Source organism: Streptomyces sp. NPDC001450 (assembly GCF_053597295.1).
In genome coordinates, this window is the sequence record NZ_JBSFHY010000075.1 from 1 (window position 1) to 21,834 (window position 21,834).

At 70.3% G+C, this 21,834-nt stretch carries 22 protein-coding genes; 5 read left to right on the forward strand and 17 right to left on the reverse strand.

The features are described from left to right. Nucleotides 1-226: 226 nt before the first annotated feature. The 17 genes from mobF to ACWC5O_RS43425 all read right to left on the reverse strand — a co-directional run bounded on the left by mobF (nucleotide 227) and on the right by ACWC5O_RS43425 (nucleotide 15,951). Nucleotides 227-4,366: a MobF family relaxase gene (gene mobF / locus ACWC5O_RS43345; protein ID WP_450781255.1), complete on the reverse strand. Its 4,140-nt coding sequence runs from the start codon at nucleotides 4,364-4,366 to the stop codon at nucleotides 227-229. Between the two features lie 427 nt (nucleotides 4,367-4,793). Next, a complete protein-coding gene (locus ACWC5O_RS43350) occupies nucleotides 4,794-5,084 on the reverse strand; it encodes a hypothetical protein (protein WP_450592039.1) in 291 nt (96 codons plus the stop codon). After that, nucleotides 5,081-5,365, reverse strand: a complete 285-nt coding sequence (locus tag ACWC5O_RS43355) for a hypothetical protein (RefSeq protein WP_450592041.1) — start codon at nucleotides 5,363-5,365, stop codon at nucleotides 5,081-5,083. The genes ACWC5O_RS43350 and ACWC5O_RS43355 overlap by 4 nt, the downstream gene beginning before the upstream one ends. Before the next feature lie 45 nt (nucleotides 5,366-5,410). Next, nucleotides 5,411-5,959 (reverse strand): hypothetical protein, encoded by a 549-nt coding sequence (locus ACWC5O_RS43360; protein ID WP_450592042.1) that lies wholly within the window; start codon nucleotides 5,957-5,959, stop codon nucleotides 5,411-5,413. A gap of 93 nt (nucleotides 5,960-6,052) precedes the next feature. Further along, complete coding sequence (locus ACWC5O_RS43365) at nucleotides 6,053-6,538, reverse strand: hypothetical protein (protein WP_450592043.1); 486 nt, start codon at nucleotides 6,536-6,538, stop codon at nucleotides 6,053-6,055. A gap of 58 nt (nucleotides 6,539-6,596) precedes the next feature. After that, a complete protein-coding gene (locus ACWC5O_RS43370; RefSeq protein WP_450592045.1) occupies nucleotides 6,597-7,070 on the reverse strand; it encodes a transcriptional regulator in 474 nt (157 codons plus the stop codon). 515 nt (nucleotides 7,071-7,585) lie between these two features. Further along, nucleotides 7,586-7,939: a DUF7739 domain-containing protein gene (locus tag ACWC5O_RS43375; RefSeq protein ID WP_450592046.1), complete on the reverse strand. Its 354-nt coding sequence runs from the start codon at nucleotides 7,937-7,939 to the stop codon at nucleotides 7,586-7,588. Between the two features lie 123 nt (nucleotides 7,940-8,062). Then, nucleotides 8,063-8,716: a DUF6919 domain-containing protein gene (locus ACWC5O_RS43380; RefSeq protein ID WP_450592047.1), complete on the reverse strand. Its 654-nt coding sequence runs from the start codon at nucleotides 8,714-8,716 to the stop codon at nucleotides 8,063-8,065. Nucleotides 8,717-8,726: 10 nt separating this feature from the next. After that, complete coding sequence (locus ACWC5O_RS43385; protein ID WP_450781257.1) at nucleotides 8,727-9,212, reverse strand: hypothetical protein; 486 nt, start codon at nucleotides 9,210-9,212, stop codon at nucleotides 8,727-8,729. 71 nt (nucleotides 9,213-9,283) lie between these two features. After that, on the reverse strand, nucleotides 9,284-9,532 hold the full coding sequence (locus ACWC5O_RS43390) for a hypothetical protein (protein ID WP_450592050.1): 249 nt from the start codon (nucleotides 9,530-9,532) through the stop codon (nucleotides 9,284-9,286). Nucleotides 9,533-9,654: 122 nt separating this feature from the next. Further along, nucleotides 9,655-10,032 carry a hypothetical protein gene (locus ACWC5O_RS43395; RefSeq protein WP_450592052.1) on the reverse strand — a complete coding sequence of 126 codons (378 nt, stop codon included), beginning with the start codon at nucleotides 10,030-10,032 and terminating at the stop codon, nucleotides 9,655-9,657. 62 nt (nucleotides 10,033-10,094) lie between these two features. Then, the gene (locus ACWC5O_RS43400) at nucleotides 10,095-10,301 is read right to left on the reverse strand and encodes a hypothetical protein (protein WP_450592053.1); all 207 of its coding nucleotides are present in this window, start codon (nucleotides 10,299-10,301) and stop codon (nucleotides 10,095-10,097) included. 164 nt (nucleotides 10,302-10,465) lie between these two features. Beyond that, complete coding sequence (locus ACWC5O_RS43405) at nucleotides 10,466-11,176, reverse strand: hypothetical protein (protein WP_450592055.1); 711 nt, start codon at nucleotides 11,174-11,176, stop codon at nucleotides 10,466-10,468. A gap of 239 nt (nucleotides 11,177-11,415) precedes the next feature. After that, nucleotides 11,416-13,704, reverse strand: a complete 2,289-nt coding sequence (locus ACWC5O_RS43410; RefSeq protein ID WP_450592057.1) for an FtsK/SpoIIIE domain-containing protein — start codon at nucleotides 13,702-13,704, stop codon at nucleotides 11,416-11,418. Nucleotides 13,705-13,811: 107 nt separating this feature from the next. Continuing rightward, on the reverse strand, nucleotides 13,812-15,209 hold the full coding sequence (locus ACWC5O_RS43415; protein ID WP_450592058.1) for a DUF2637 domain-containing protein: 1,398 nt from the start codon (nucleotides 15,207-15,209) through the stop codon (nucleotides 13,812-13,814). Further along, on the reverse strand, nucleotides 15,206-15,451 hold the full coding sequence (locus tag ACWC5O_RS43420) for a hypothetical protein (RefSeq protein ID WP_450592060.1): 246 nt from the start codon (nucleotides 15,449-15,451) through the stop codon (nucleotides 15,206-15,208). The genes ACWC5O_RS43415 and ACWC5O_RS43420 overlap by 4 nt, the downstream gene beginning before the upstream one ends. Beyond that, complete coding sequence (locus tag ACWC5O_RS43425; RefSeq protein ID WP_450592062.1) at nucleotides 15,448-15,951, reverse strand: hypothetical protein; 504 nt, start codon at nucleotides 15,949-15,951, stop codon at nucleotides 15,448-15,450. The genes ACWC5O_RS43420 and ACWC5O_RS43425 overlap by 4 nt, the downstream gene beginning before the upstream one ends. A 289-nt stretch (nucleotides 15,952-16,240) precedes the next feature. On the opposite strand from ACWC5O_RS43425, the gene ACWC5O_RS43430 reads away from it, so the two are divergent. The 5 genes from ACWC5O_RS43430 to ACWC5O_RS43450 all read left to right on the forward strand — a co-directional run bounded on the left by ACWC5O_RS43430 (nucleotide 16,241) and on the right by ACWC5O_RS43450 (nucleotide 20,998). Continuing rightward, a complete protein-coding gene (locus ACWC5O_RS43430) occupies nucleotides 16,241-16,975 on the forward strand; it encodes a GntR family transcriptional regulator (protein ID WP_450592064.1) in 735 nt (244 codons plus the stop codon). Nucleotides 16,976-17,094: 119 nt separating this feature from the next. Then, complete coding sequence (locus ACWC5O_RS43435) at nucleotides 17,095-17,652, forward strand: AAA family ATPase (RefSeq protein ID WP_450592066.1); 558 nt, start codon at nucleotides 17,095-17,097, stop codon at nucleotides 17,650-17,652. Between the two features lie 228 nt (nucleotides 17,653-17,880). Beyond that, complete coding sequence (locus ACWC5O_RS43440) at nucleotides 17,881-18,822, forward strand: bifunctional DNA primase/polymerase (protein WP_450592067.1); 942 nt, start codon at nucleotides 17,881-17,883, stop codon at nucleotides 18,820-18,822. Between the two features lie 178 nt (nucleotides 18,823-19,000). After that, nucleotides 19,001-20,446 carry a DNA primase family protein gene (locus tag ACWC5O_RS43445; RefSeq protein ID WP_450592069.1) on the forward strand — a complete coding sequence of 482 codons (1,446 nt, stop codon included), beginning with the start codon at nucleotides 19,001-19,003 and terminating at the stop codon, nucleotides 20,444-20,446. Between the two features lie 93 nt (nucleotides 20,447-20,539). After that, nucleotides 20,540-20,998 carry a DUF6420 family protein gene (locus ACWC5O_RS43450; protein WP_450592071.1) on the forward strand — a complete coding sequence of 153 codons (459 nt, stop codon included), beginning with the start codon at nucleotides 20,540-20,542 and terminating at the stop codon, nucleotides 20,996-20,998. Nucleotides 20,999-21,834: the final 836 nt, after the last annotated feature.

Consider the following 21,834-nt stretch of genomic DNA (forward strand, 5'->3'; position numbering starts at 1 on the left):
CCGCTCCTCGCGCTCGCGGCGCAGGTAGAACAGGCAGTAGTCGACGCCGACGGCCATACCGACCAGCAGCATCACGGAGTTGGCGGTGTCGCTCACCCGAGGACGGCGTGCGCAGAGCCAGGGCAGGGATCGACAAACAGGGTAACGGGCGGGACTGACACTCCTGGTGTGTGCGAGACCACACTCTTTCGACCAGGCCACAGACGCTTCGTAGGACAGGTTCGATCTACTTCAGGCCCCGGCCCCTGGACTGGTTCGGTTGCGGGTGTGTGGCGGCAGGCTGCTGGTGCTGCGCGGCCTGCTTCACCTGCTGTGCCTGTTGGAAGGCGCGGCGCCCCGTGACCTCCCGGTCGTGCAGCTCCGGGAACTTCTCGGCGATCGCAGCGCGCAGGGCCTTCTCGGTGCGGGCGTCGGCGGCCTGGCGGCGGTAGCTGGCGGCGTACCCCTGGAACTCGCCTGCCTTCCGGGTGGCGCGGCCGACGTCGTCACGGTCCCGCTTGTCCATGCTGTGGCCGCGCCGTTCGGCGACGGAGCGCGTCTCCGCGAGCTGCTCGGCGACCTTCTCCACGTCGATGGGCACCGGCGTACTCTCCACACCGAAGCTCTCCGCGAACCGGCTCTGCTGCACCTGCTCCCATGCCTCCCGCAGGGCCTGCCGGGCGTCCCGCTTCGCGTCGGCCTCCGTCTGGAGGTACGCGGCGCGCTCTCCGGACAGTCGCTCGGTCAGCTGGCGGTGCTCCTTCCGCGACGTCAGCGCCAGGCGCAGCGCGATGCGGCTCTTGCCCTCGCTCTCGGCGAGCTTGGCCAACTGCCGGGCGCGGTCGTCGGCGTGGCCGGCCGCGGTGAACGCGGTCTGCAGGTGCTCCCGGGCGGTGGCGACATGGGCGTCCGCCTGGTCGAGGACCTCCCCGGCCTCGGCGGCGAACCGCTGCCCACGGGTGGGCTGTCCGGTCGCCTTCTCGTGGTCGAGGCGCGCGGCGAGTTCCCGGGCCTTGGTCTCCGCCTCGGCGGCGGTGGCCTCGGCGTCGGCGGCGAGCCGGTCGCCCTCGGCGATCAGCCGGTTCAACTCCTGCGGGGAGAAGGTGCCGTAGATGCGCTTCGTCCACGACGGGACCGCGCGTTCTTCGGCACCGGCCTTGAGCCGGGCGAGCAGCTGCTTGGCCTTCTCCTCGGCACGCAGGGCCTCATCCTCGCGCTGGGCCTCGTTCTGCGCCTGGCGGTGGGAGAGGGACACCGACTTGGCTCGCCCCGCCCGTGCCATGCGGGTCTGTCGGAGCCTGCGCTCGGACTCGGCGCGGGCCTCCTCGGCGGACAGGTCGCGCTGCCGGGGGAGCGCCGCGGGGGCCGGCGGCTCCTGCAGGAGGTCGGAGACCATGCCGTCCGGCCGGGACTGCCCAAGGAAGCGGGCGAAGGCGTCGATGGCCCGCTCCAGGCGCTCCTTCTCGGTGCGGGACTCCCCGAGCCGGGCCCGGGTCTTCTCGTCCTCGAGGACAGCCAGCGGCAGCCACAGGTGGTTCTGGCGCCGGGCCCGGGTGATGCCGGGATACGTGGCGAACGCGTTCGCGCCGTGCCCGTACATGAGCGAGGTGTTGCACGTCAGGCCCTGGCTCGCGGCGATCGTCATGGCGTAGCCGAGGGACAGCGCGCCGCCGGCGACCTTCCGCGGTGTCACCCAGCCGGACTCGTGGCGGTAGCCGCCGGGGGCCTTGGCGTCCTTGACCCGCCAGGTGATCTCGACACGGTGGTTGTCGTCCATCGCCGTGATGACGGCCCGGTAGCCGTTGAGCATGTCCGGGCCCTCGCCGCGGCGGCTGCGGTAGTCGTTCTCCCGTACGCGGACGATGTCGCCCACGGCGAGGGTGAGGGTGTCACCGCCGGGCAGGGCGTAGGTGTGCTCGTCGCCGAGTTCCTTGTTCTCGCGGCGGATCGCCTGTGCGCCGAGGTTGAGCGCGTCGACGTCGCTGTTGCGGGCGGCGAGCACCACCATGTTGGCGATGAGGTCGTGCGGGTCGGCCCACTCCTGCAGGCGCAGTTCGTCCCACGCCATGAGGATCTGGGAGCGGGCTTCCTCGGCGGTCTCGGCGGGGTGCACGCGCCCGCCCTCGGCGAGCATCCGCAGCGCCAGTTCGTGGTCTCCGGTGCGCCAGACGTCCAGCGCGGCCCGTTCGGCGGCGTCCTCCTGGCGGCGGTTCTCGGTGAGGGTGAGCCCGTGGACCAGGCGGTGGACCTCGCGGAACCAGCCGCCGGGGCCGATCGCCTGCAGCTGCAGGTGGTCGCCGATGCCGACGACCTTCGTGCCGGTGCGCGCGGCCTCGGTCATCAGCACGGCCGCCGCGCGGTCATCCACCATCGTCGCTTCGTCCACGACCAGGACGTCGACGCCGCGCAGCCCGTTGCCGTTCTCGATCTCGCCGAGCCAGGCGGCCACGGTCCGGGCGGGGATGCCGGAGGCGTCGGTCAGGTTCTTCGCGGCGACCGCGGCGAGGGTCGCGCCGGCGTACGTGGCGCCGGTGGCGTCCCAGCCGATCCGGCACGCCTCCATCAGCGTCGACTTGCCCGCGCCCGCGACGCCGACGATGGCGTCGATGCCGTGCCCGGCGGTCAGTACCCGGGTCACCGCGGCGCACTGCTCCTCGGACAGCTCGAACCCGGCGGCGACCTGGAAGACGTCGATGGCGGCCGCGGCCTGGTCGCCGGTGAGCTGCACGGCACCGCCCTCGAACCGTTGCAGCGCCTGGCGGCGGACGCTCTCCTCGGCGTCGAGGATGTCCTGGGTGGTGTAGCGGTCGATGGACGACATGACGGTGGACCCGATGGTGGGCACGCGCACCGCATAGCCCTCGACCGCCAGGACGTCGTCGCACAGCCTCTCCAGGCTGTCCGGGGCGGCGTCGATCCCGAACTCCAGCGCGTTCGCCACGGCGGCCAGGAGCTGCGCGCGGCTGAACGTCTTGTCGTTCGCGGTCAGTCCCTCCTTGGGGTCGAACACGACGGCCGCGATGTCGCCGGGCGGCGGGATGCGCGGGCCGGCGCCGGGCCCGCCGACACCGGCGCCGCCGTCCGGGCCGGGCGGACCGGGGGCAGCCGCGGCCACCATCGCGTCAACGTCGTCAACGACCTGTTCGGCGCGCTGCCTCCAGCTCTCGCGCATCGTGGTCGCGTCGACGTCGAGCTTGTCGCGCTTGGTCGCCATGGAGACGGCCTGCTTCTCCTGGCGGCTGGCGTCGGCGCCGGCCTTCTCGTCAACGAGCGCGGCCCGGCGGGAGAAGTGGTCCCGCACCTGCTCGGGGATGCCGACGATTTCCCAGGCGCCGGTGCGCTCGTTGCGCACGCGCCGTATGCCGAAGTGCTCATACGTGAGCGCGCGGACGCGGGCCTTGAAGTAGGCGTCGGCGGCCGACGCGTGCAGGTGCAGGTCCTTCCCGCTGTTGGCGATCGACCGCCACTTGCCGTCCTCGCACAGCGCCATGTTCGCGACGTTGACGTGCAGGTGCAGGTGAGGGTCGCCGGGCTCTCCCGCCCGGATCGGGCGGGCGCTCTGGTGCTCGACACTCCAGGCGAGCAGTCCCCCGGTGGCGAGCCGGACCGGTTCGCCGTCCTTGCTGCCGACCGCGTACCCGGCCCACCGCTCCATCTGCCGGAAGGTGTCGTCCTTGGCCTGGTGGACCAGCTCGCGCAGCTTCTCCGCCGGGAGCAGGTCCATCAGCGCCTGCACCACGCTGTCGGACTTGGGGAGGTCGAGGACCACGTCCCAGCCCCGGACACGATCGTCGACACGGAGGTCTTTGTTCTCCCGTGCCGTGGCGAGTTCCGTTTCGCCATAGACGTCGTCCAGGGAAATCCCTGCGGCACGCGCGAGTTTGTGAAGGGTGGTCACCTGCATCCGGTGCATATCACCGAAGCGGTAAACGTTGCGCTGCTGCTGCTCGAATACGCGCTTCTGCTTCGGCTTCCCCTCGAACAGTGCGCCCGGCTCAACGCCCTTCTCCTCGGCGGCCTTTTCGATGGCCTCGATAAGCCGGGCGGTGGTCAGCTGAGCCTTTTCGTGTGCGCGCACGGAGGTGCGGGACTTGATCAGGCGGGCGCCGGTCTCAGGGTGGCAGCCGGCCATCAGGAGACGGGCGGCCCGCTTGCCCTCCTCGTCCAGCCCGGCTCCCTCCACAAGCCCGACGGCCTCCAGGCCGCTGCCCATCCAGACCAGAGCGGACCCGCCCTCGGGGCGCAGCCGGTACTCGACGGCCTGGCCCTTGCCGTCGTCCAGGACGACGGTCTGTTCGCCGTCGGACTCGACCACGTCGCATCCGGCCTGCTGCTTGAGCCGGTATTCGACCTGCTCGTCCTCCTCGATCGGCGTCACCCAGGCCACCGGCCGCCCCTCCCCGTGCTGTGCTTGTGCTTCTCACCCCGCCTGCCGGGGTTCCCCGCGAGGGGAACCCCCTTTGTCCTCCCCCTCTTTTCGATCATGAACCGGAGGGAGGCCAACAGGGTCACCACACAACCCACAGACAACCAGGTGACCAACAGACCGACGGTGTACAGCACCATGCCACTGACCTTGGACGCTCAACGTGCCGGGGTCGGTCCGCTCCCGTCTGGCGGGCAACGACTTGCCTCGGCGGTCCGCGGGGCGGGCACGGCCGCCGTGGCACCGGGGCCAGGGTTCCGGCTGGCGTTTCCGCTTGCGGGAATGCTGGCCCGGGTGCGTGCGGGGCTGCCTGCGCGGCGGCCAGCCTCTACGCTGAGACGCGAAGAGACCCCGGCACTTACCCTGCCGGGGTCTCTTCGTCTGTCGGTCAGTGGAACCAGACCAGTACCGGAATTCTGATCTGCCGTGCCTCGCGGATTACGGCGTATTCGATGATGACCGGCTCTCCTGCGACCTCCAGCGAATACCGGACTCCGAGGTCGTCCATCGGATCGCCGGGCGGTTCGCGGTCCGCGTCGACAGCGGCACCCGCCTCAATTCCCAGAGCGAGCAGGAAGTTGAGGACCTTTTTGGAGAGATCGGGAGGCATATCCAGCATGACGCTCGCCGGGATTTCCTCGGTCCATACGGTCCAGCCGCGCCGTGGCTGGTCGGTCATCCGGCCTGCCTTTCCACCTGTTCCAGGAGGTCCTCGACCGCGACCAGGCGGCGGCCGTCGGCGGCGTTGGCCCGGCTGGTGCCGGCGCCCCGGGCCCGGTCGAGCATGGCGGCCTTCCACCAGCGGCGCATGACGCCGGGGACGTCGTCCTCCTCGGCGGCCAGGACCTCGCCGTAGAAGCGGGCGCGCTGCTCGCCGCTCAGGGCGTCGCCGATGGCGTTGATGGTGTGCGGGATCGCGGGGACCCGGCTGTCTGCCGGGTGTTCGGGTTGGGCGCTCACTGCGCTCTCCCTTCGGGTCGGTGCATCGAGTGTCCTACGCGCGGCTCAGCGGTTGCGGCGGAAGGGGTCGGTCACGTCGCCGCGCAGCACGCCGTGCACGAGCTGGGCGACCTCGGCGGCTCCGGCCTCCGTCACCGGGGCGCAGATCGAATGGGACGTCGTGCGGGTGGCGTTGAGCATCAGCTCCCACCCGCTGTCCGAGTACAGCGCGACCGCCAGGCCCCTGGCCATCCCCCAGGTGGGACCGCCGGGAACCGGTGCGACGCCAACGCCCATACGGACCGGGGTGGGCACGACCTCCAGGCCCTCGGCGGTCAGCGCCTCGGTCAGCGCGGTGGACAGCTTGTTCAGCTCGGCGGAGGTCCGCTCGGTCTTCGGGCGGCGGTACTTCTGGGAGACCGCCTCGGCGGCGGCGAGGGCGAGCCAGCCCTCATCGTCGGCGGCCTTGCGGTCAAGGCCGTGCTGCTCGGCGGTGGCGAGGTAGGCGTCCAGCAGGGCCGCGGCCTCGGTGACGACGCTCGGGGCGTAGAGCCCGGCGTGGCTGTCGTAGATCCTGCGGATCCGTGCGGGCGAGTCGGCGGTCGGGGTGGTCATCTGGTTCCCTTCATGGGCGAAGCCCGGGGCCGATTGGAGCGGCCCCGGGCTTCATCCTGTCGTGTCTCGGTGATGGGCCGGGCCGGTTCGAGGTCAGCTGTCCTCGAAGCGCTTGGTGGCGCACGGCGGGCAGAGCGGGATCTGCCGGTGGTCGGGCTCGTCCGGGTAGAGCGCGGTGGAGAACGGGTCGGGGATGACCTCCACGTCCGGCTTCTGCTGGCCGCACTCCTCGCACCGCTGCAGCAGCGGCGCCAGGAGGTCGAGGACGTGGCGGATGCGGTCGCCGGTGCTGTCCTGGGCGAAGCCCTGGGCTTCGTCGAGCAGCTCGGTGACGGTGTCGATGTCGTCGTGGTCGACCTCGGTCAGCGACACCGTGATGGTGCCGATGACGTCGGCGACGGCCCCCAGGACGCCGGTGTCCGGCTTGGCCGGGTCGTACAGGGCCTGGAGGGCGGCGGCGTGCGGGCCGACCGCCTCGGTGCGGGTGGCGGCGTCACGGATCCGGTCGAGGCCGACTCGGACGATGGCGACGGCCGCCTGCAGTTCCTGGTCGAGGGTCAGCTTCGGGGTGCGGTCCACTGGGGTCCTTCCGCGGTGAGAGGCGGGTTATCTAGCTGGATTGGTCTTGTCTGGCCTGCTACAGGGCTGAGATGAGGAGCGCGGCGACGCCGAGGAACAGGTGGTGGAAGCTCTGGTCCAGGGCGTACGCACCCGTGCCGAGCGTCGGCGCGTACCCGCCGTCGACGGTCACCGGGTGTGCCGGGTGGGCGGGCGTCCCGAGGCTGAGGAACTCGGTCTTGCCGGTGACCTTGGCGAGCCAGGCGAGGGTGGTGCGGCGGTCGGCCCACCAGTGGGTCACCGCATCGACGCCGAGGCCTGCCACCAGGCCGGTGACGGTGACGGGGATGTCGAGGACCAGGACCACCGCGGCGAGGGCGATGGCCTTGGTGATGGTCAGCCCGAGGACGTGGCGGGCGTCGGCGAGCCGTCCGGCCCAGCCGGGACGGCCCTTCTCCGCGGCCTGGTGGGAGGTCTGGACCCAGTGGTCACCAACCGAGTGGGCGACGTACAGCGCGACGAACACGGCGGCGAAGACTGCGGCTGCGGTCATGGGTGCTGGACTCCTTCGGCGGTTTCCCGCTGTCGCTTTCGCTGGCTTTTTCGCTTGCGATAATTAGAGGATGCAGACTTCGAGTCTGCATGTCTAGGGGTTCGCAGACTCCGAGTCTGCGTTTTCTGCTGGGGTGCTGGTCAGGCCCCTAAAACTTCTCTCGGCCCGGCGGGGTCTTCCGCCCTCTCAGTGCGCCTCCAGCGTGACGTGCGCCTCGCCGAGTGGACGCGATGGGCTTCGTCGGCGGCCTCCAGTGGGGAGATAAAGCGGACGGGCGCGTCCGCGCCCGGCGTTCCGGCTCTCCGTCTGTGCGGTCGCGCGTTCACCGGTGCCGCCCGCTCGGCCGTGGCCGGCCTCCCGGACGGCACCGGGCGCGACCGCCGTCCTTCCGCCCGTCACACGCCCCGCCGTACAGCGAGAGCCCCCTGAGCGCTGCAGCTCGGCGGGGCTCTCGTTGCCACCCAAAGCGGGGGAGGGCGGGCATGCGGTGCGAGAACGTTGCCGGGCGCGGGTCGTCAGGAGTCGCGGTGCCACTCCCAGGGTTCGCCTGCGTCCGCGGCACGGGCGGCTGCGTCGGCCAGGGCGCGGGCGTGGCCGGCGGCACCGGCCTTCACGAACCGGTGGCGGGCGAGCTTCAGCAGGAGCTGGGCAATCTCACCGGCCTGCGAGGGCGACATGGCCCCGCCCTCCTCCGGGTTCGTCAGCAGGAGCACGAGTGGGCCTCGCTCGTCACGCGACAGGCAGCCCTCGGCGTACCCGGCGAGGGAGGCCAGCGTCTTGAGCCGGTGGCGGTCCTGGCCGAAGAAGTCGGCGCCGTGGCTGACGACCATGTGCGGTTCGGCGTCGACGATGGCGTGCTTGCGGGTCATCCGTACTCTCCAATCACGACACGGTCAGTGGTTGACGGTGGTGGTCCACGGGTTGGCAGGGTCCTCACGGCGCAGGCCGGTGAGGTGGTCGTGGACGACCCAGAGCCGTTCGCCGGGGGGCGGTCAGTCGCGGGCTTCGCCGATCGGCCGGGTTCGGGTCGCCCACGGACTGTTCCGGTCCACCCGGCGGCGGCCACTGATGAAGTCGAGGACGGCCCACAGCCGCTCGCTGTCGAGGCCGTACTCCGGCGCCACGATCGTCAGGTAGGTGCCGGTGGCGACCTCGCGGTAGAGCTGGTGGTTCAGGCCCCGCCACATGGCGGCCAGGTCCGCTCGGCTGACTCGGCCGCCGAAGCTGGTGACCGGCTCGCCGTCGCGGGTCGTCACGGTGATCGGTTCCCGGTCTTCGCCGCGCCAGTGGTTGCTGACGCGGACCAGCATCCCGGCGTTAGTGGCGGCGTCGTCCAGGCGGCGCAGCAGCTCCGGGTCGGCAACGAGGCCCTCGACCGCGGCCCGCTGCTCCCACCACAGGCCGTCCGCGCCGGTTCCGGCGAATCCGGGCTGGGAGCCAGTGGTGACGAACCCGGCCCGGCACAGCGCGGCGAGGGAAGGCACCAGGTGCGCGGTCTCCTCGTCGGGGCCGAAGCGGGGCTGGTAGCCGGGGCGGGACTCGATGATGCCCTCCAGCCAGAGGGCCATCAGCCCGCCGAGCTGGCCGACGTTCTGCGCGGCCTTCCACCGGTTGCGGTCTTGGCGGCTCATCCAGGGCAGCGGCATGACCTGCTCCTCAGTGGTTGACGGTGGTGTTGGACCGGCTGAACCACTTGCTGTAGTTCGTGACGTGCGTGTTCTCCTGCCGGACGGGTCCGGAGTAGTGGTGGTGGGTCTCGGTGTGCGCGGCCTTTACGGATCGCACGACCGAGCCGACGGCGACGACCAGGGCGGCCACGGCCGCGATGGGGAGCGTGACGAACAGGACGCTGGTCAGGGTCACGGCGGCGAATCCCTGGCAGACGAGCCAGACGCCGCACCCGATGCCGGTGATGCCGGCGCCGACGCCGATGGAGGCCACGGCGACCCCGGCCGCCCACGCGGGCACGATCCGGCGGTCGTCCTGGTGAACCGGGGGCGTGGTGCCGTACGGCGGGTTCGGCGTGGCGTCGCGGAACGACGTCGACGTGGCGACGGGCTCCGCCTTCCACAGCCCCTCGATGATCCGGCGGGCTTCGGCTTCGGCCTCCGACTCGCTGAGCGGACGGCTGTTGGTGTTCACGGTGGCGACCTCGGCTTTCTGGCTTGGGGGAGACGGCCGGCCCCCGGGCGGTGGACCCGGGGGCCGGTCGGTCAGGTGTGCTTGCGGTACTTCTTGGTGCGGCGCAGGACGTGGTCGCGGGAGAAGCCGGTGGCCTCCACGACATCGGCCTGGAGCGCGTTACCCGCGTCCAGCTCGGCGGCGATGCTCTGCCACATCACTTCGTCGGCGGTCTGCTTGGCCTGCTCTGCCGCCTCGTGCGCCTTGTCCCGGGCCTGCTTGAGGTCCTGGAACCGCTTGATGGCGTCGGCGCGGGTCTCGGCGTCGGGTCGGGGGCTCATATGGGGCTCCGTTTCGGTCGGTTGAGGGACGATGGGGCTTCCCCCCGCTGCCGTTCGGAGCGGGACAGGGGCCCGGGGCGGTCGGCGATCCTTGGCCGGGTGACGACCGCCCCGAGGCGTGTCTACCTGGTCAGCGGAGCCTCGGGGGCGGGGACGGTGACCTCGGCGGCCGTGGCGACGTGCACGAGCGTGTCGCGGGTCGACTCGGCGGCGGCATCCAGGTGCTCGGCGAGCACGCCGTAGCCCATCTCGCGGGCCCGCGCCTTGAGGGCGACCAGGTAGTGCCAGGTGTCGTGCAGCTCGTCGTGCAGGTCGATCAGGCCGGGCTGGAAGGCGAACGAGTCGGTCAGGCCGGCCGCGCCCTCGGTGTGCGTGCGGGCCCGCTCGGCGAGGGTGTCAAAGGAGCGCTTCGCGATGACCTCGCGGACGTCCTCGGCGGAGTCGTAGGCCCAGAACTTGCCCATGAGGCCCATGAAGAACCTGGTCAGAGCGTTCGGCACGGTGGTCTCCTGTCTGCTGTTTCGCTGGCTTTTTGGCTGGCGGTTTTGCTCGCGTTCAGGAGTCAGTCGCGGATGGTGGCGTGCAGGTCGGTGCCCGCCGCGACCAGCCACTGCCCGAGGGTGATGAGGCGCTGGTACTGGTCCTTACGGGTGTCGATGTCGTTCGTCGGGGTCGCGAGTTCGGCGGCGAGGGACTCGGCCTCGCGCAGGATCTCGGCGACCTCGGGGGCGCTGACCGTCTTCACGTCCGGCAGGGACTTCTTCGTCACGTGTCTGCTCCTCAAAACTGTGTCGTTTTCGCTTGCTTTCTCGCTTGCGGTATTTAAGGATGCAGACTCCAAGTCTGCATGTCCAGAGGTTCGCAGACTCAGAGTCTGCATAAGGCGCGTCTGTGCTGGTCAGCACCCGGAAATTTCTTCCGGCGCCCGGTCGGTCAGGTGCTGCTGCGGTGGCAGACACCGCACGGGATCTTGACCTCGCGGGTCTTGCCCGTGGCGGAGTGGACCCGGGTCGAGATGGTGACCATGCCACCTCGGCAGCCCTTGACCGTGCAACGCCGGCGCTTCGGCTTCGCGCTCGTGGTCGGCCCGGCCCCGCCGGTCTGCAGCGTCCAGGCCGTGGTGAGCGCTGTGGCCTTCGCCGCGCTCACGGCCTCACCGGCCTTCTCCCGCGCGGCGTCGGCGGTCTCCTTCGCCTTGCCCTTGGCGGCGCCGGTGACCGCGCCGGCCTTCTCCTTCACCTGCGCCTTGGCCGCCTTCTTCTTCGAGCGCCACCACCGCTTGACCTCCGGCGCGGCGTACTCGTGCACCGCCTTCGCGGCGCCGACGGCCTGGTGGAAGTCGAACGTCGGGTAGAGCTCGCCGGTCATCACGATGCCGCGCCACTCGGCGGTGAAGATGTCGCGGTCCGCGTCCTTCTGCCGCTCCAGCCATCCGGCGAGGACAGCGTCGACCAGCCCGTTGGTGACGACCCGGGAGTCCTCGCCCTTCCCGCAGGACAGGCAGGAGATCCAGGCCGGGGAGACCTCCCGGAAGCCGTGCTTGTGGACCTCCAGCGAGAAGCCGTTGCCGCACTCGCCGCACACCAGCTCCTGGCCGTCGACGTACGCCATGCCGACCAGCTTCAGGTCCGGCTTCGTGTCCATCGCGGTCGCCCTCCGTCCTGTTGGCTTTGTCAGGGTTTGGGTAGCTCTTCGACCTGGATCCAACCCGGACCGGGATTGCGTTGATGCAGGTCAGCGGGGGTGAGCATCCTGGACGCTGCCCGACTCAACCTGGACGGGGCGCGTCCAGGTCGAGGGGGGTGCCGTCCAGGTCGACGGCCGCCCGGTCCGGGGGCGTATCAGCCCAAACCAGGCAGTCGTCCAGGGTGGATCCGGGTCCGTCAGGCCGTGAGGCCGTACTTCGCCTGGACCGTGCGGAGCACTGCGGTGAGCGGGTAGCCGTTGAGCGCGGACGAGCTGTCCTCCCAGCTGCGCTTCTTCTTCTCGTCGGCCTCGCGCACGACCAGGCGGGCCAGCTTCTCGGGGCTGATGTCGAGGCCGGCCGCCTTGAGCGCGTCGACCAGCACCGTGCCCGGGAGCCAGTCGACGGCCGCGGACTCGTCGTCGGTCTTCGCGTCCTGGTCGTAGGCGTTGAAGACGTCGACCAGGACCGCGAGGACCTGGGCGTCGTCCTCGCCCTGGTCCCGGAGCTTGTCGGCCAGGGACTTCGGTCCCTCGGGCAGGGTGCCCGCCTTGGCCCGCAGGTCGTACGCCCGCTTGAGGAGCAGCTCGACCTGGTCGTCCGTGTAGTAGTCGGCGCGGACCAGGGTGGGGTTCGAGCCTTCGGCCCACAGCAGACCTGCGCCGCGCATCTCCGGCTCGATCGTCTTCGCCGAGTAGCCGGCCGACGCCGCGCCCTTGCCGAGGATCGTGTCGCTGGCCTCGGGGGTGGTGCAGCGCAGAGCCCACCGGATGGACAGCAGGTCACGCAGCGAGGTGTCGACCACGTCGGAGCCCGGCTTCTGGGTGGCGCAGAAGGTGATGATCCCGGCCGCCCGGCCCCGCGAGACGAGGTTGCGCAGCAGCTTGGTGATCTTCTTCCCGAACTCGTCGTCGGTCGTGTAGAACATCAGCTCGTCGACCCACAGCAGCTTCTGCCTGAGCAGCGGGTACTTGTCCGCCAGGTCCTCGGTGACCTTCCGCTTTCCCAGCTTCTTGAGCAGGGCGTACCGGGCCTTCATGTCGGCGACCGCGGCCTTGAGCATCTCGTAGAACGCCTCGGGGTCGGCGTCGCCCTCGAACCACTCGCACAGCGGCTCGAACGGCTCCAGGTCGCCACCGCCCTTGCCGTCCGCGAGCCAGAGGATGACGCGCGGGTCCAGGGCGGCGGCGAGCAGGATGACGTTGCCGCTGGCGGACTTGCCCGCGCCGGGCTCGCCACCGACCAGACCGGAGCGCTCGACCACGGAGATCGAGATGGGCAGGCCCCGCACGTCGGGGCCGATCGCGATCCGTCCCCAGAAGTTGGCGGCGGCCTCCAGGGCGAGCAGCGGGCCCGCGTCGGCGGCCTCGGTGAACGGCAGGTCCTTGGAGACGTAGATCTCCAGGCGTCCCGCGCGTGCGCCCTTGCCCTTGCTCTTGGTGAGGCTGACCTGCGCTTCCTCGACACCGAGGGCACCGGCGACCTCGGTGAGGGAGCGCATCGCCTTCTTGGCGGGGATGCCCGGGGGCAGGTCCACCACGGCGGACCAGGCGCCGCGCGCGTCCAGCATCGGCATCTGGACGATGTGCAGGGTCTCGTCGTTGCCGATCACCTTGGCGTGCTGGAAGACCTTGTCCAGCATGGGCGCGGTCATCGGGTCTCCGTCGCCGAGGGAGCGCCAGTCTGCCGACCAGTCCGTCTCCTCGGTGATGACGTGGCGTCCGGCGAAGGCACCGCCCGCGAACGTGGCCAGAGCGCCGGCGGACGCGCCGAACCATCCGGCCTCCAGGTAGCCCGCGCCGATCGCGGTGAGCGGCGGGCCGTACGCGGCCCCGGCACGCAGCGTGCGCAGCTTGCGCCGGTACTCCTTGGCCTTCTTGTGCGCGGTGACGGCCTGCATGGCAACCGTCTGGGTGCGGTCGGCCTCCCGCACCGCGACCTCCTTCTTCTTCTTCATCAGCGCCGGGGTGTACCGGGCGGCGCGGGCGGCGGCGCGGGCTTCCTTGGTGGCGATGTGCGCCTGGTGGGCCAAGGCCTCCGTCTGGACGCCCTCGAACCCGATGACCCAGTCCTGCACACGGCGGGCGCCGCGCTTGAACTGGGCGGCGTGGCCCCGGTCGGTGCGCTGGCGGCGGACCCAGCGGCGGTACGCCCGCAGCCGGGAGCGATAGACGACACCCGAGTACATGGCCCAGCCCTCAGCGCTCTTGGCCCAGGCCGGGATCAGCGGGCGGTCGTCGAACGCGTCGAGGTCGACGTCCAGGTCGTCAACCTTCTCCAGGTCGACCGGGCCCGGGCTGACCCGGCCCTCCAGGACTCGGCGGGCCGACTCGACCACTGCGGCCCGGTCGGTGGTCTCGGTCGTGCCACCCAAAGCGGGAGCGGCGGTCCGGGGGCTGGCGTCGGTGGCCGGCCCCGCGCCGTGGACGTAGGTGACGGTGGCCAGGTCCGTACGGTCGGGACGCGGTCCGGTCGGCATCTCGGTCATGCTGTCCGTGCTCCTTCGGGAGAAGCGGGACCCGGCGGCAACTGTGGAAGGGAGGCGCCGGGCCCCGCGGCCTTTCAGGGGAGTGGTCGGTCAGTCAGGGCGGCGGGTCAGGCGCCTACCGCTTCGTTGCTGTCGCTGTCGATGAGCCGGAGCTTGCGCTCGGCGACGACCCGGTCCCGCAGCCGCCGGGCGTCGTCCCGGCGGATGCCGAGCTTCTTCGACAGACCGGCAGCGGAGATCTGGTTGCCCTCCGCCACGAGCTCGGCGGCGGCCTTCAGCCCGTCCGGCAGGAGCGCGTCCAGCTCCTCATCCGACCGGCCCCGGCGACCGTTCCCGCTGGCGTCGTCGCCAGCGTTCCCAGAAGCCTTCTCAATGGCCTTCTCGCGGGCTTTTCCGCTTGCGGCCTCAGACCCGTACATCCCAATTCCCGCAAGGGCTGTAGCGCCCTCAGAGGGCCGCTGGAGGGCCGGGATCGGGAGGGCCGGACCGAGGGTCGGGATGCCCTCCGAGAGGCCGTGCGGAAGCGGGTTGTAGAGGCTGGCGAGCATGCCCGCGCGGACCAGCTCCGGGCGGACGTGCTCACCCAGTTCGAAGGCGGCCCCGAGAGCGACCCGGGCGTTGGTGGCGTCCGCGTAGACCTCGGCGGACAGGCCCGGCTCGGCGCCCTTCTTGATCCGCCACGCGGTCGCGAACGCCTCTTCCTCGGTGATGGAGTCGAAGGGCAGGGCGGACAGCAGCCGGTCAGCCTCGGCGGCGATGTCCTTGTGGTGCTTGCGCCGATCGGCGAGGTGCTTCTCGCGGGCCTTCTCCCGGCGGCGCTCCTCCTTGGTCTTGCCGTGCGACCCGTGGGTCTTCATGTCCCACAGGTAGATCGCGATCAGGGAGGACGCGGCGAACACCACGGCGACCCAGGTCTGGTTCGGCAGGGCCTCGGACCAGTGCCAGTAGTTCACAGCGGCCGCGAGGAACGCGGTGACCCAGGTGGCGACCCGGTACTTCCCCGCCGGCCTTCCGGCGTCCTCGGCCTGCTTGCCCATGAAGGTCAGGGCCCAGGCCGTGCCCTCCAGCATCGCCGAGAGCAGCGCGGCCAGGAGGACGAACACCCCAGCGTCGGACAGCGCGCCCACCTGGGAGATGACCGCCGGGACGATCGAGCAGACCATCACGAACCCGACGAACGCGGTGACCGGGTTCTGGTTGAACCAGCGGGTGAACTTGCCGACCTTGGCCCGGCGGGCGGCCTTCGCCCGCTCCTTCTCCTGCTGCCGGGCCCGCTTGTCCGCCTGCTCCTGGCGGCGCTTGGCCTCAGCGTCCTTCCTGGCCCGCTCGGCCTTGGCCTCGTCGTCCTGCCGCTTCTGCTCGGCGGCGAGACGCTTCTCCTCGCGCTTGGCCTCCAGCTCCAGGCGGCGGTCCTCACGGGCCTGCTCCGCACGGACCTCGGCGTTCTTCCGGGCCTGCTCTGCCTTGGCCGCCTCGTCGGCGCGGCGCTCCTCGCGGTAGCTCATCGGGTACCTCCAGCGGCCGGGCTCGCGATCCCGGACAGGACGTTCGCCATCTCGGTGCGGAGTCGGGGGGAGACAGGGCTGACGCGGCAGCGCCGGGCGAAGCTGTCGCCGCCGGCGGCCGTCGCGCGGGCCACCATCTCGGTGACGACGCTGACCAGAGCGGCCATCCCGGCGATCACGCCGAGGGCCATCTCCAGCACGGTCAGCACGAACAGGGCGGTGTGGGCGAGGGCGCGCTTCATGCCGCTACCTCCGCCGTGCTCTCGTTGCGGATGACCCGGAGCGCGGCGCGGACCTCGCGGCGCTCGGCGCGGGGGCGACGGGCGCGGGCGACGGCGGCGGCGGGCTCGGGGGAGCCTGCGGTGACGAGGACCTCGTACGAGTCGAAGTCGGCGGCGGTCCAGTCGGCGGTGATGTCGTCGGCCTCGTAGTCGAGGGCGTCGTCGGCGGCCTCCAGCTCGGCGACGACGTCGGACACGGCGGGGGCGGTGGTCTTGTGGGTGCGCAGCTCGCGCGGCATCCGGCGGAGCAGGCTCTGGTAGTACGCGGCGTCCTCGCGGTCGGTGTCGTTCTCGACCCGGAAGTCGGCGAGGAAGGAGTCCAGCGCGTCCCGGCTGGCGAGTCCGCCGGCGATGAATTCCTCGGTGAGGTCGAGCGGCTCGGTCTCGGAACAGAAACCGGCGGCGACCTCCAGGAACTCGGAGCCGGTAACGATGCGCTGACCTGCGACGATGATGTTCATGTGGGTCGTGCTCCTCTCGATGGAACGGCCCCTGCGGCTCCCCGGTGGTCCTGGCAGATCTCCCGGGGGGTCGCGCTGTTTTAGGCCCGGTTGTGGCGGTTTAGGCATGGCTGTGCCGTCACGCTTTGCGAGGTGTCCTCACTCGGCGTTGCCTTCGCCATGACATTCCCAGGATTGCGAACGCATGTCAATCACTCTTGCTGCGATAATCCTGGGAGTGTGCGCCTCTGTGAATCAATCCCGGGACTGTGGTTCACTGGTGCCGTCGAGACGGAGGAGATCACCGGACATGCCACCGAAGTGGAGAGACCTCGCCGACGCGATCGCCGCGAAGATCAGCAGCGGCGAGTACGCGCCCGGCGACCGCCTGCCCAAGATTGAAGAGCTGGCCCTTCAGGGGAAGGGCTCGAAGACGACCGTCCACGCGGCGTACAAGGCCCTGGAGGCGGAGGGCCTGGTCACGTCCTCCCGTGGTCACGGAACGGTCGTACGGGAGCGCGCCACGCTGGCCACGGCCGCCGAGCGCGAGGAACGCAGCAAGCTGACCGGCTCCTCTTGGCGAGCTGGCGAACGTTCCGACTCCCACATGGCAGGGATCGTCTCCGCGCCGGAAGACGTCGCCGAGGCACTCGGCATCAGCCCAGGTGAGCCGGTGCTCCGACGCTCACGCACCTACCGCGATGAGCACACCGGTGCCGTGATCTCTCACTCGACCTCGTGGATTCCTGCGCACCTCGCCGAGGAGCTGCCCGAGCTGCTTATGGGTAAGCGGCTGAGCGGCGGCACGTCCATCGACCTGATCACGCGGCACACCGGGCGTCCTGTCGCTCGGCGTTTCAGCTCGATGTGGGCGCGGATCACTACCCCGGCCGACGCGGCACCCCTTGAGATCCCCGAGGACACACAGGCCGCCGTCATCGTGCTTACCGTTCGGGTCGTGGACAGCAGCGGCGCCACAATCGAGTACGGCGTTGACGTGGGAGGACCTGGCCGCCGTTGGACCAAGGAAGAGGTCACCCGATGACCTCGCCGCCCCTAGACGACGCCCTCGTCCACGTCGCCGAGAACCGCCTGGGTTCCCTGCTCCGGGCTCAGCACCTGGGCACTCTGCCCCCGGATGGAAAGACAGAGATCACGCGCGTCATGCGAACACTTGCAGGACGGCCCGGCCCGGCCCGGCTTGTCCTGATGGCCGGCCTCCAGGGGTCGAGGAAGACGACGATCGCACGCGCACTGGAATCCCGCGGCTTCCTGCGCTTCAGCCCCGACGAACGCGTCTTTGAGGTCCACGGGCACTACGGGCGCGACTTCCCGAGGGGCGAGTACCGGGTCCGCGAACAGCCGATCCTCGAAGAGATCGCGGCAGAGGTCCGGAGCGCGCTGCACTCCGGCCACGACGTCGTCGTGGATCACGGCTTCTGGACTGCTGCAGAGCGCAAGCTGTGGCGGGCCATCGGCGAAGAGGCCGGGGCCGCCGTGACGCTGGTGCACCTGCCCGCCACCCACGAAGAGAGGTGGGAACGGATCAAGGAGCGCAACCGGCAGACGTACGACGACCCGAGTGCGATGTGGTTCAGCGAAGAGGACCTGCGGCGACACGCCGCCAGGTTCGAGCCTCCCGGACCAGATGAACCTCACGTCACCTACACCGGTGACCTCAATCCCGTCCTACGGGCTCTGCAGTGCTCCGGCACCCCGTAGCACGGCACACCGGGAATCCGAGTCCCTCTATCAAGTGATCAAGGGGCAGGATTGGGCCCCAGAAACACCGAAGGCGCCCCGGCCAGGGCGCCTCGGCACTGCAAGGCCGGGATGGGAGTCCCGGCGAAGTTCGAGCGACTGCTTATGGAGGTCCGCTCTGCCATGAGAGTACGAGACGAGTCCCGCTCCGTGCCACAAGGCCGGGGGAACAACACGGCTGTAACCCGGATGCTTCGGGCAACACTCCTGACTTCCGCCCACCGGTACGCCCGGCTCGGGATGCACGTCCACCCACTGCTGGTCGGCTCCAAGGAGCCTCGCTGGAGCAACTGGGAGGAGCGGGCAACCCTCGACCCCGAGGTCATCGAGCGGACCTGGGGCCGGGCGCCGTTCAACATCGGCGTCGCGTGCGGTCCCTCGGGTCTGGTCGCCCTCGACCTCGACATGCCGCACGACGGGGAGGTGTCCGGTTCCCCTGAGATCGTCGACGGCATGACGATGCTGGACGCGCTCGCGGCTCGGACGCCCGGCGCCCGGATCACCCCGACCATGACCGTAAGGACTCCGAGCGGCGGCCGTCACCTGATCTACCGGGCCCCGGCCGGAGTCCCGATCCGGAACACGGCGCGCACTCTGGGCTTCTGCCTCGACACCCGGGCGGCCGGCGGCTACGTCGTCGGCATCGGCTCGGTGGTCGACGGCTCCGCGTACGTCCTCGAGGGAAGCATCGCCGAACCGGCGGAACTGCCAGAGTGGCTGCTGACCCTGATCACGGCCACACCCGAGCCACCCAAAGCAGGGGGAGCGCCGCGCCGAGCCAATGTGGTCGCCCGACTGCGGGAGCTAACCCAGCAGGGCACGCGCGAGCAGCGGTGGGCCGCGGGCATCCTGCGGTCGGAGTGCGACGAGCTGGCGGCGATGAAGCAGGCTGGCGGGCGGAACAACCGGCTGAACCTGGCGGCGTACCGCGCGGGCCAGCTGGTGGCGTCCGGGCTCTTGGACCAGGCCGTCACCGAGGAGCACCTGACGGAGGCCGCGCAGGCGTGCGGCCTCGGCGTCGACACCCCGCACGAGATTGAGAAGACGATCCGGTCCGGCATGACCGCCGGCCTCGCGCGTCCGCGCCGGATGGCGACCGTTCCCGCTCGCCGGATCGGCGGTGCCGCCTGATGCGGATCGCACCCCAGGACACTAAGGGTCCGCGCCACGTACACCACGCCTCGACCGTGATCACGGCCCCGCAGGCGCACCACCGCCCCGGGGCCCGGCACCCGAGGAGTGGCCTCGAATGCAGGACCGTCGTACCCCGTCACGCCCGCTTGCGTCGCCCGCTGATCGGGGGTGCGGCATGACGACTCTCCCCGAGGCCAGCGTGCCCGCCCAGGCCTCCGCGCCTCGCCGAGAGTGGCCGCGTCGTTCGTTCGATGACGTCGGCAACGCCGAGCGCCTGGTCGACCACTACGGCAGCGAGCTGCGATACCTGATCGACGCCGAGCAGTGGGCCGTCTACGAGGGCGGTCGGTGGGTGTTGAAGGGCGCCAAGTCGCTGCTGTGGAAGCGGGTCGTGCACACCATCAAGGCCCTGCCGAACACTGAGGCGTTCGAGTACAGCGCGGTGCGGCCAGCAGACGGCGACGGCAAGAAGTCCGAGCGCGACTTGTTCATGGAGTGGGTGTCGAAGTCCCGTCATCGCGGGCGACTCGCCGCGATGCGCGACGTCGCTGAGGCCGAGCCGGACCTGTTCGGCGAGATGGGCGACTTCGACCAGCACGAGCAGCTGGTGAACGTGAAGAACGGGATCATCGACCTGCGGACCGGCACCCTGATGCCGCACGACCCCGAGCTGTACCTCATGCAGCAGTCGCCGGTGCGCTTCGACCCTCACGCCGAATGCCCGATGTGGCTCCAGTTCCTGGACTCGGTCATGCCCGACAAGGAGCGTCAGGCGTACCTGCGGCGGGTCGTGGGCTACACCCTCACCGGCAGCACCGACGAACAGGTGATGTTCGTCCACCACGGCACCGGCATGAACGGCAAGAGCGTGTTCATCGACGTCGTCATGGGCCTGCTCGGCGACTACGCCCAGGCGGTGCCGCGTACGACACTGCTGGCGAAGAAGGAGGACGGCATCCCCAACGACGTCGCCCGGATGGTCGGCAAGCGGATGCTGTCGACCACCGAGACGTCCGCGGGCAAGAAGCTCGATGACGAGCTGGTGAAGCAGCTCACCGGCCAGGACACGATGTCGGCGCGGTTCCTGCACGGCGAGTACTTCGACTTCAAGCCGGTCGGGAAGATCCACCTGGCGACGAACTACCTGCCGAAGGTGGGCGCCGGCCACGGCATCACCCGGCGCCTGCACGACATCGGGTGGGACGTCACCGTGCCGCCGGAGGCCCGCATCCCGAAGCTCGCCGAGAAGATCCTGCGGCAGGAGGCGGCGGGCGTGCTGAACTGGGCGCTCCAGGGCTGCCTGGAGTGGCAGCAGCAGGGCCTCGCCATGCCGGAGGCCGTGCGCGCGAAGACGGCGCAGCACATCGCCGAATCGGACCCGATCTCGATGTGGCTGGAGGAGAACACCGAGCCGTGCGAGCGCGACCCGTACGTCAGTGGTGAGGTCACCGGCAGCCTGTTCCAGAACTACAAGCTGTGGTGCCAGAACGGCTCCCTGCGGGAGATGACCGTCATGGCCTTCAGTCAGGCCCTGGAGGAGCGCGGCTTCGAGAAGGTGAAGCACCCGAAGAACCGGCGCGCGGTGATCGTGGGCCTGCGGGTCAAGTCGAACGGGTTCTAGCGAGGCAGTACGACGGAGGGGCGGCCGGATCACCGGCCGCCCCTTCGGCGTGCCTGGGCCGTAGCCTGGCGCCAGTCCAGACAAGGGGGGACCATGACCACTCACCGAGGCGCCGCAGGCCCGTACGTCGAATACGACGGGCTCCCCGTGCTGCACGCGACGGAGACCGGGCTGCCGCTCCTGCACCCGTACGGCCCCGTCAGCCCTGGCCGCTACATCACGCCCGGAGGCGGGCGGCTGACCATCGAGGAGACCACCGCCCACTACCGGATCACCCTGGACCACCTCGGCTGCGACGCCCAGACGACCGAGCCCAAGGAGACCGCCTTCAAGCAGGTCGCTCTCGCCGCCGAGGGCCACTGCCTTCAGGAGGGCTGCAAGCATCACGCGCGGTTCTCTTCCGGCAACGTGTACCGGTGCTTCGAAGTCCGGCGCGGATCCATCGAGCTGTCCGCCTTCGTACGCGCGCTGCTCGCGATCGAACTCGGCGACTTCCGGCCGGCCTCTCAACTCGCGGGGGAGACTGCTGCGGCCGTCGGCGACCCGCGGTAGCGCCGGGGCCCTTCGAGAGGCTGCTCCGCGAAGGGCCCGCACCTGCTCTGACCTGCGGTTCGTAGGACCTGCGAAGGACCTTGAGGCCATGTTCCGCGCGAACCTGGAGGGCTGGAGCTGAGCACCCTCGGGAGAGCGGCGGATTATCTAGCAAGATTCAACGCATCACAGCAGGTCAGAACTGGTGCGAAGGACCTTCGAAGGACCTTGGGGAGCCCTTCGTCGGGAAGGCCAGGGACCGCCGTGGAACCGATGATGCTGCTGTTGTGCGAAGGGCCTTGCGAAGAACCTGCGAGGGACTGAGGCAAGGTCCTTCACCCCTTCTGACCTGCGGTTCGTAGGACCTGCGAAGGACCCGAAGGACCTTAGAGAGGGTAACGCACATGAAGATGAACCCGGATTTACGTATGCGCAGGTCAGAGACGTGTCCTCGTATTAAGAGCTCTACCCCGAAAAAAGTCCTTCGGGTCCTTCGAGCCCTTCGAAACCGCAGGTCAGAGCCGCGAAGGACCTTGAGGGAGGTCCTTCGAAGTCCTTCGCGGACCGATCAGGGTTAGCCGGGTGCGGCGGGGACGCCCCCCGATGACGCCCCCGCTTTGGGTGGCTCCTGGGTGTCCGCTGAGCCGCACCGCTCCTACAGCCGCAACAAGACCAATGGGGCGTGTGAGGGGCGGAAGGAGGCGGGCCGCGCCGGCGACGGCCGAACCGGCCGCGGCTTGCCGACGTTCTTCCGGAAGTCCCCCGCTGGCCGCCGACGGCGAGGACGCCCCACAGGGGCCACCCGCACCCGACGATGAAATCCGCACGGGTGGTGCGGGTGGGAACAACCCGGCCGA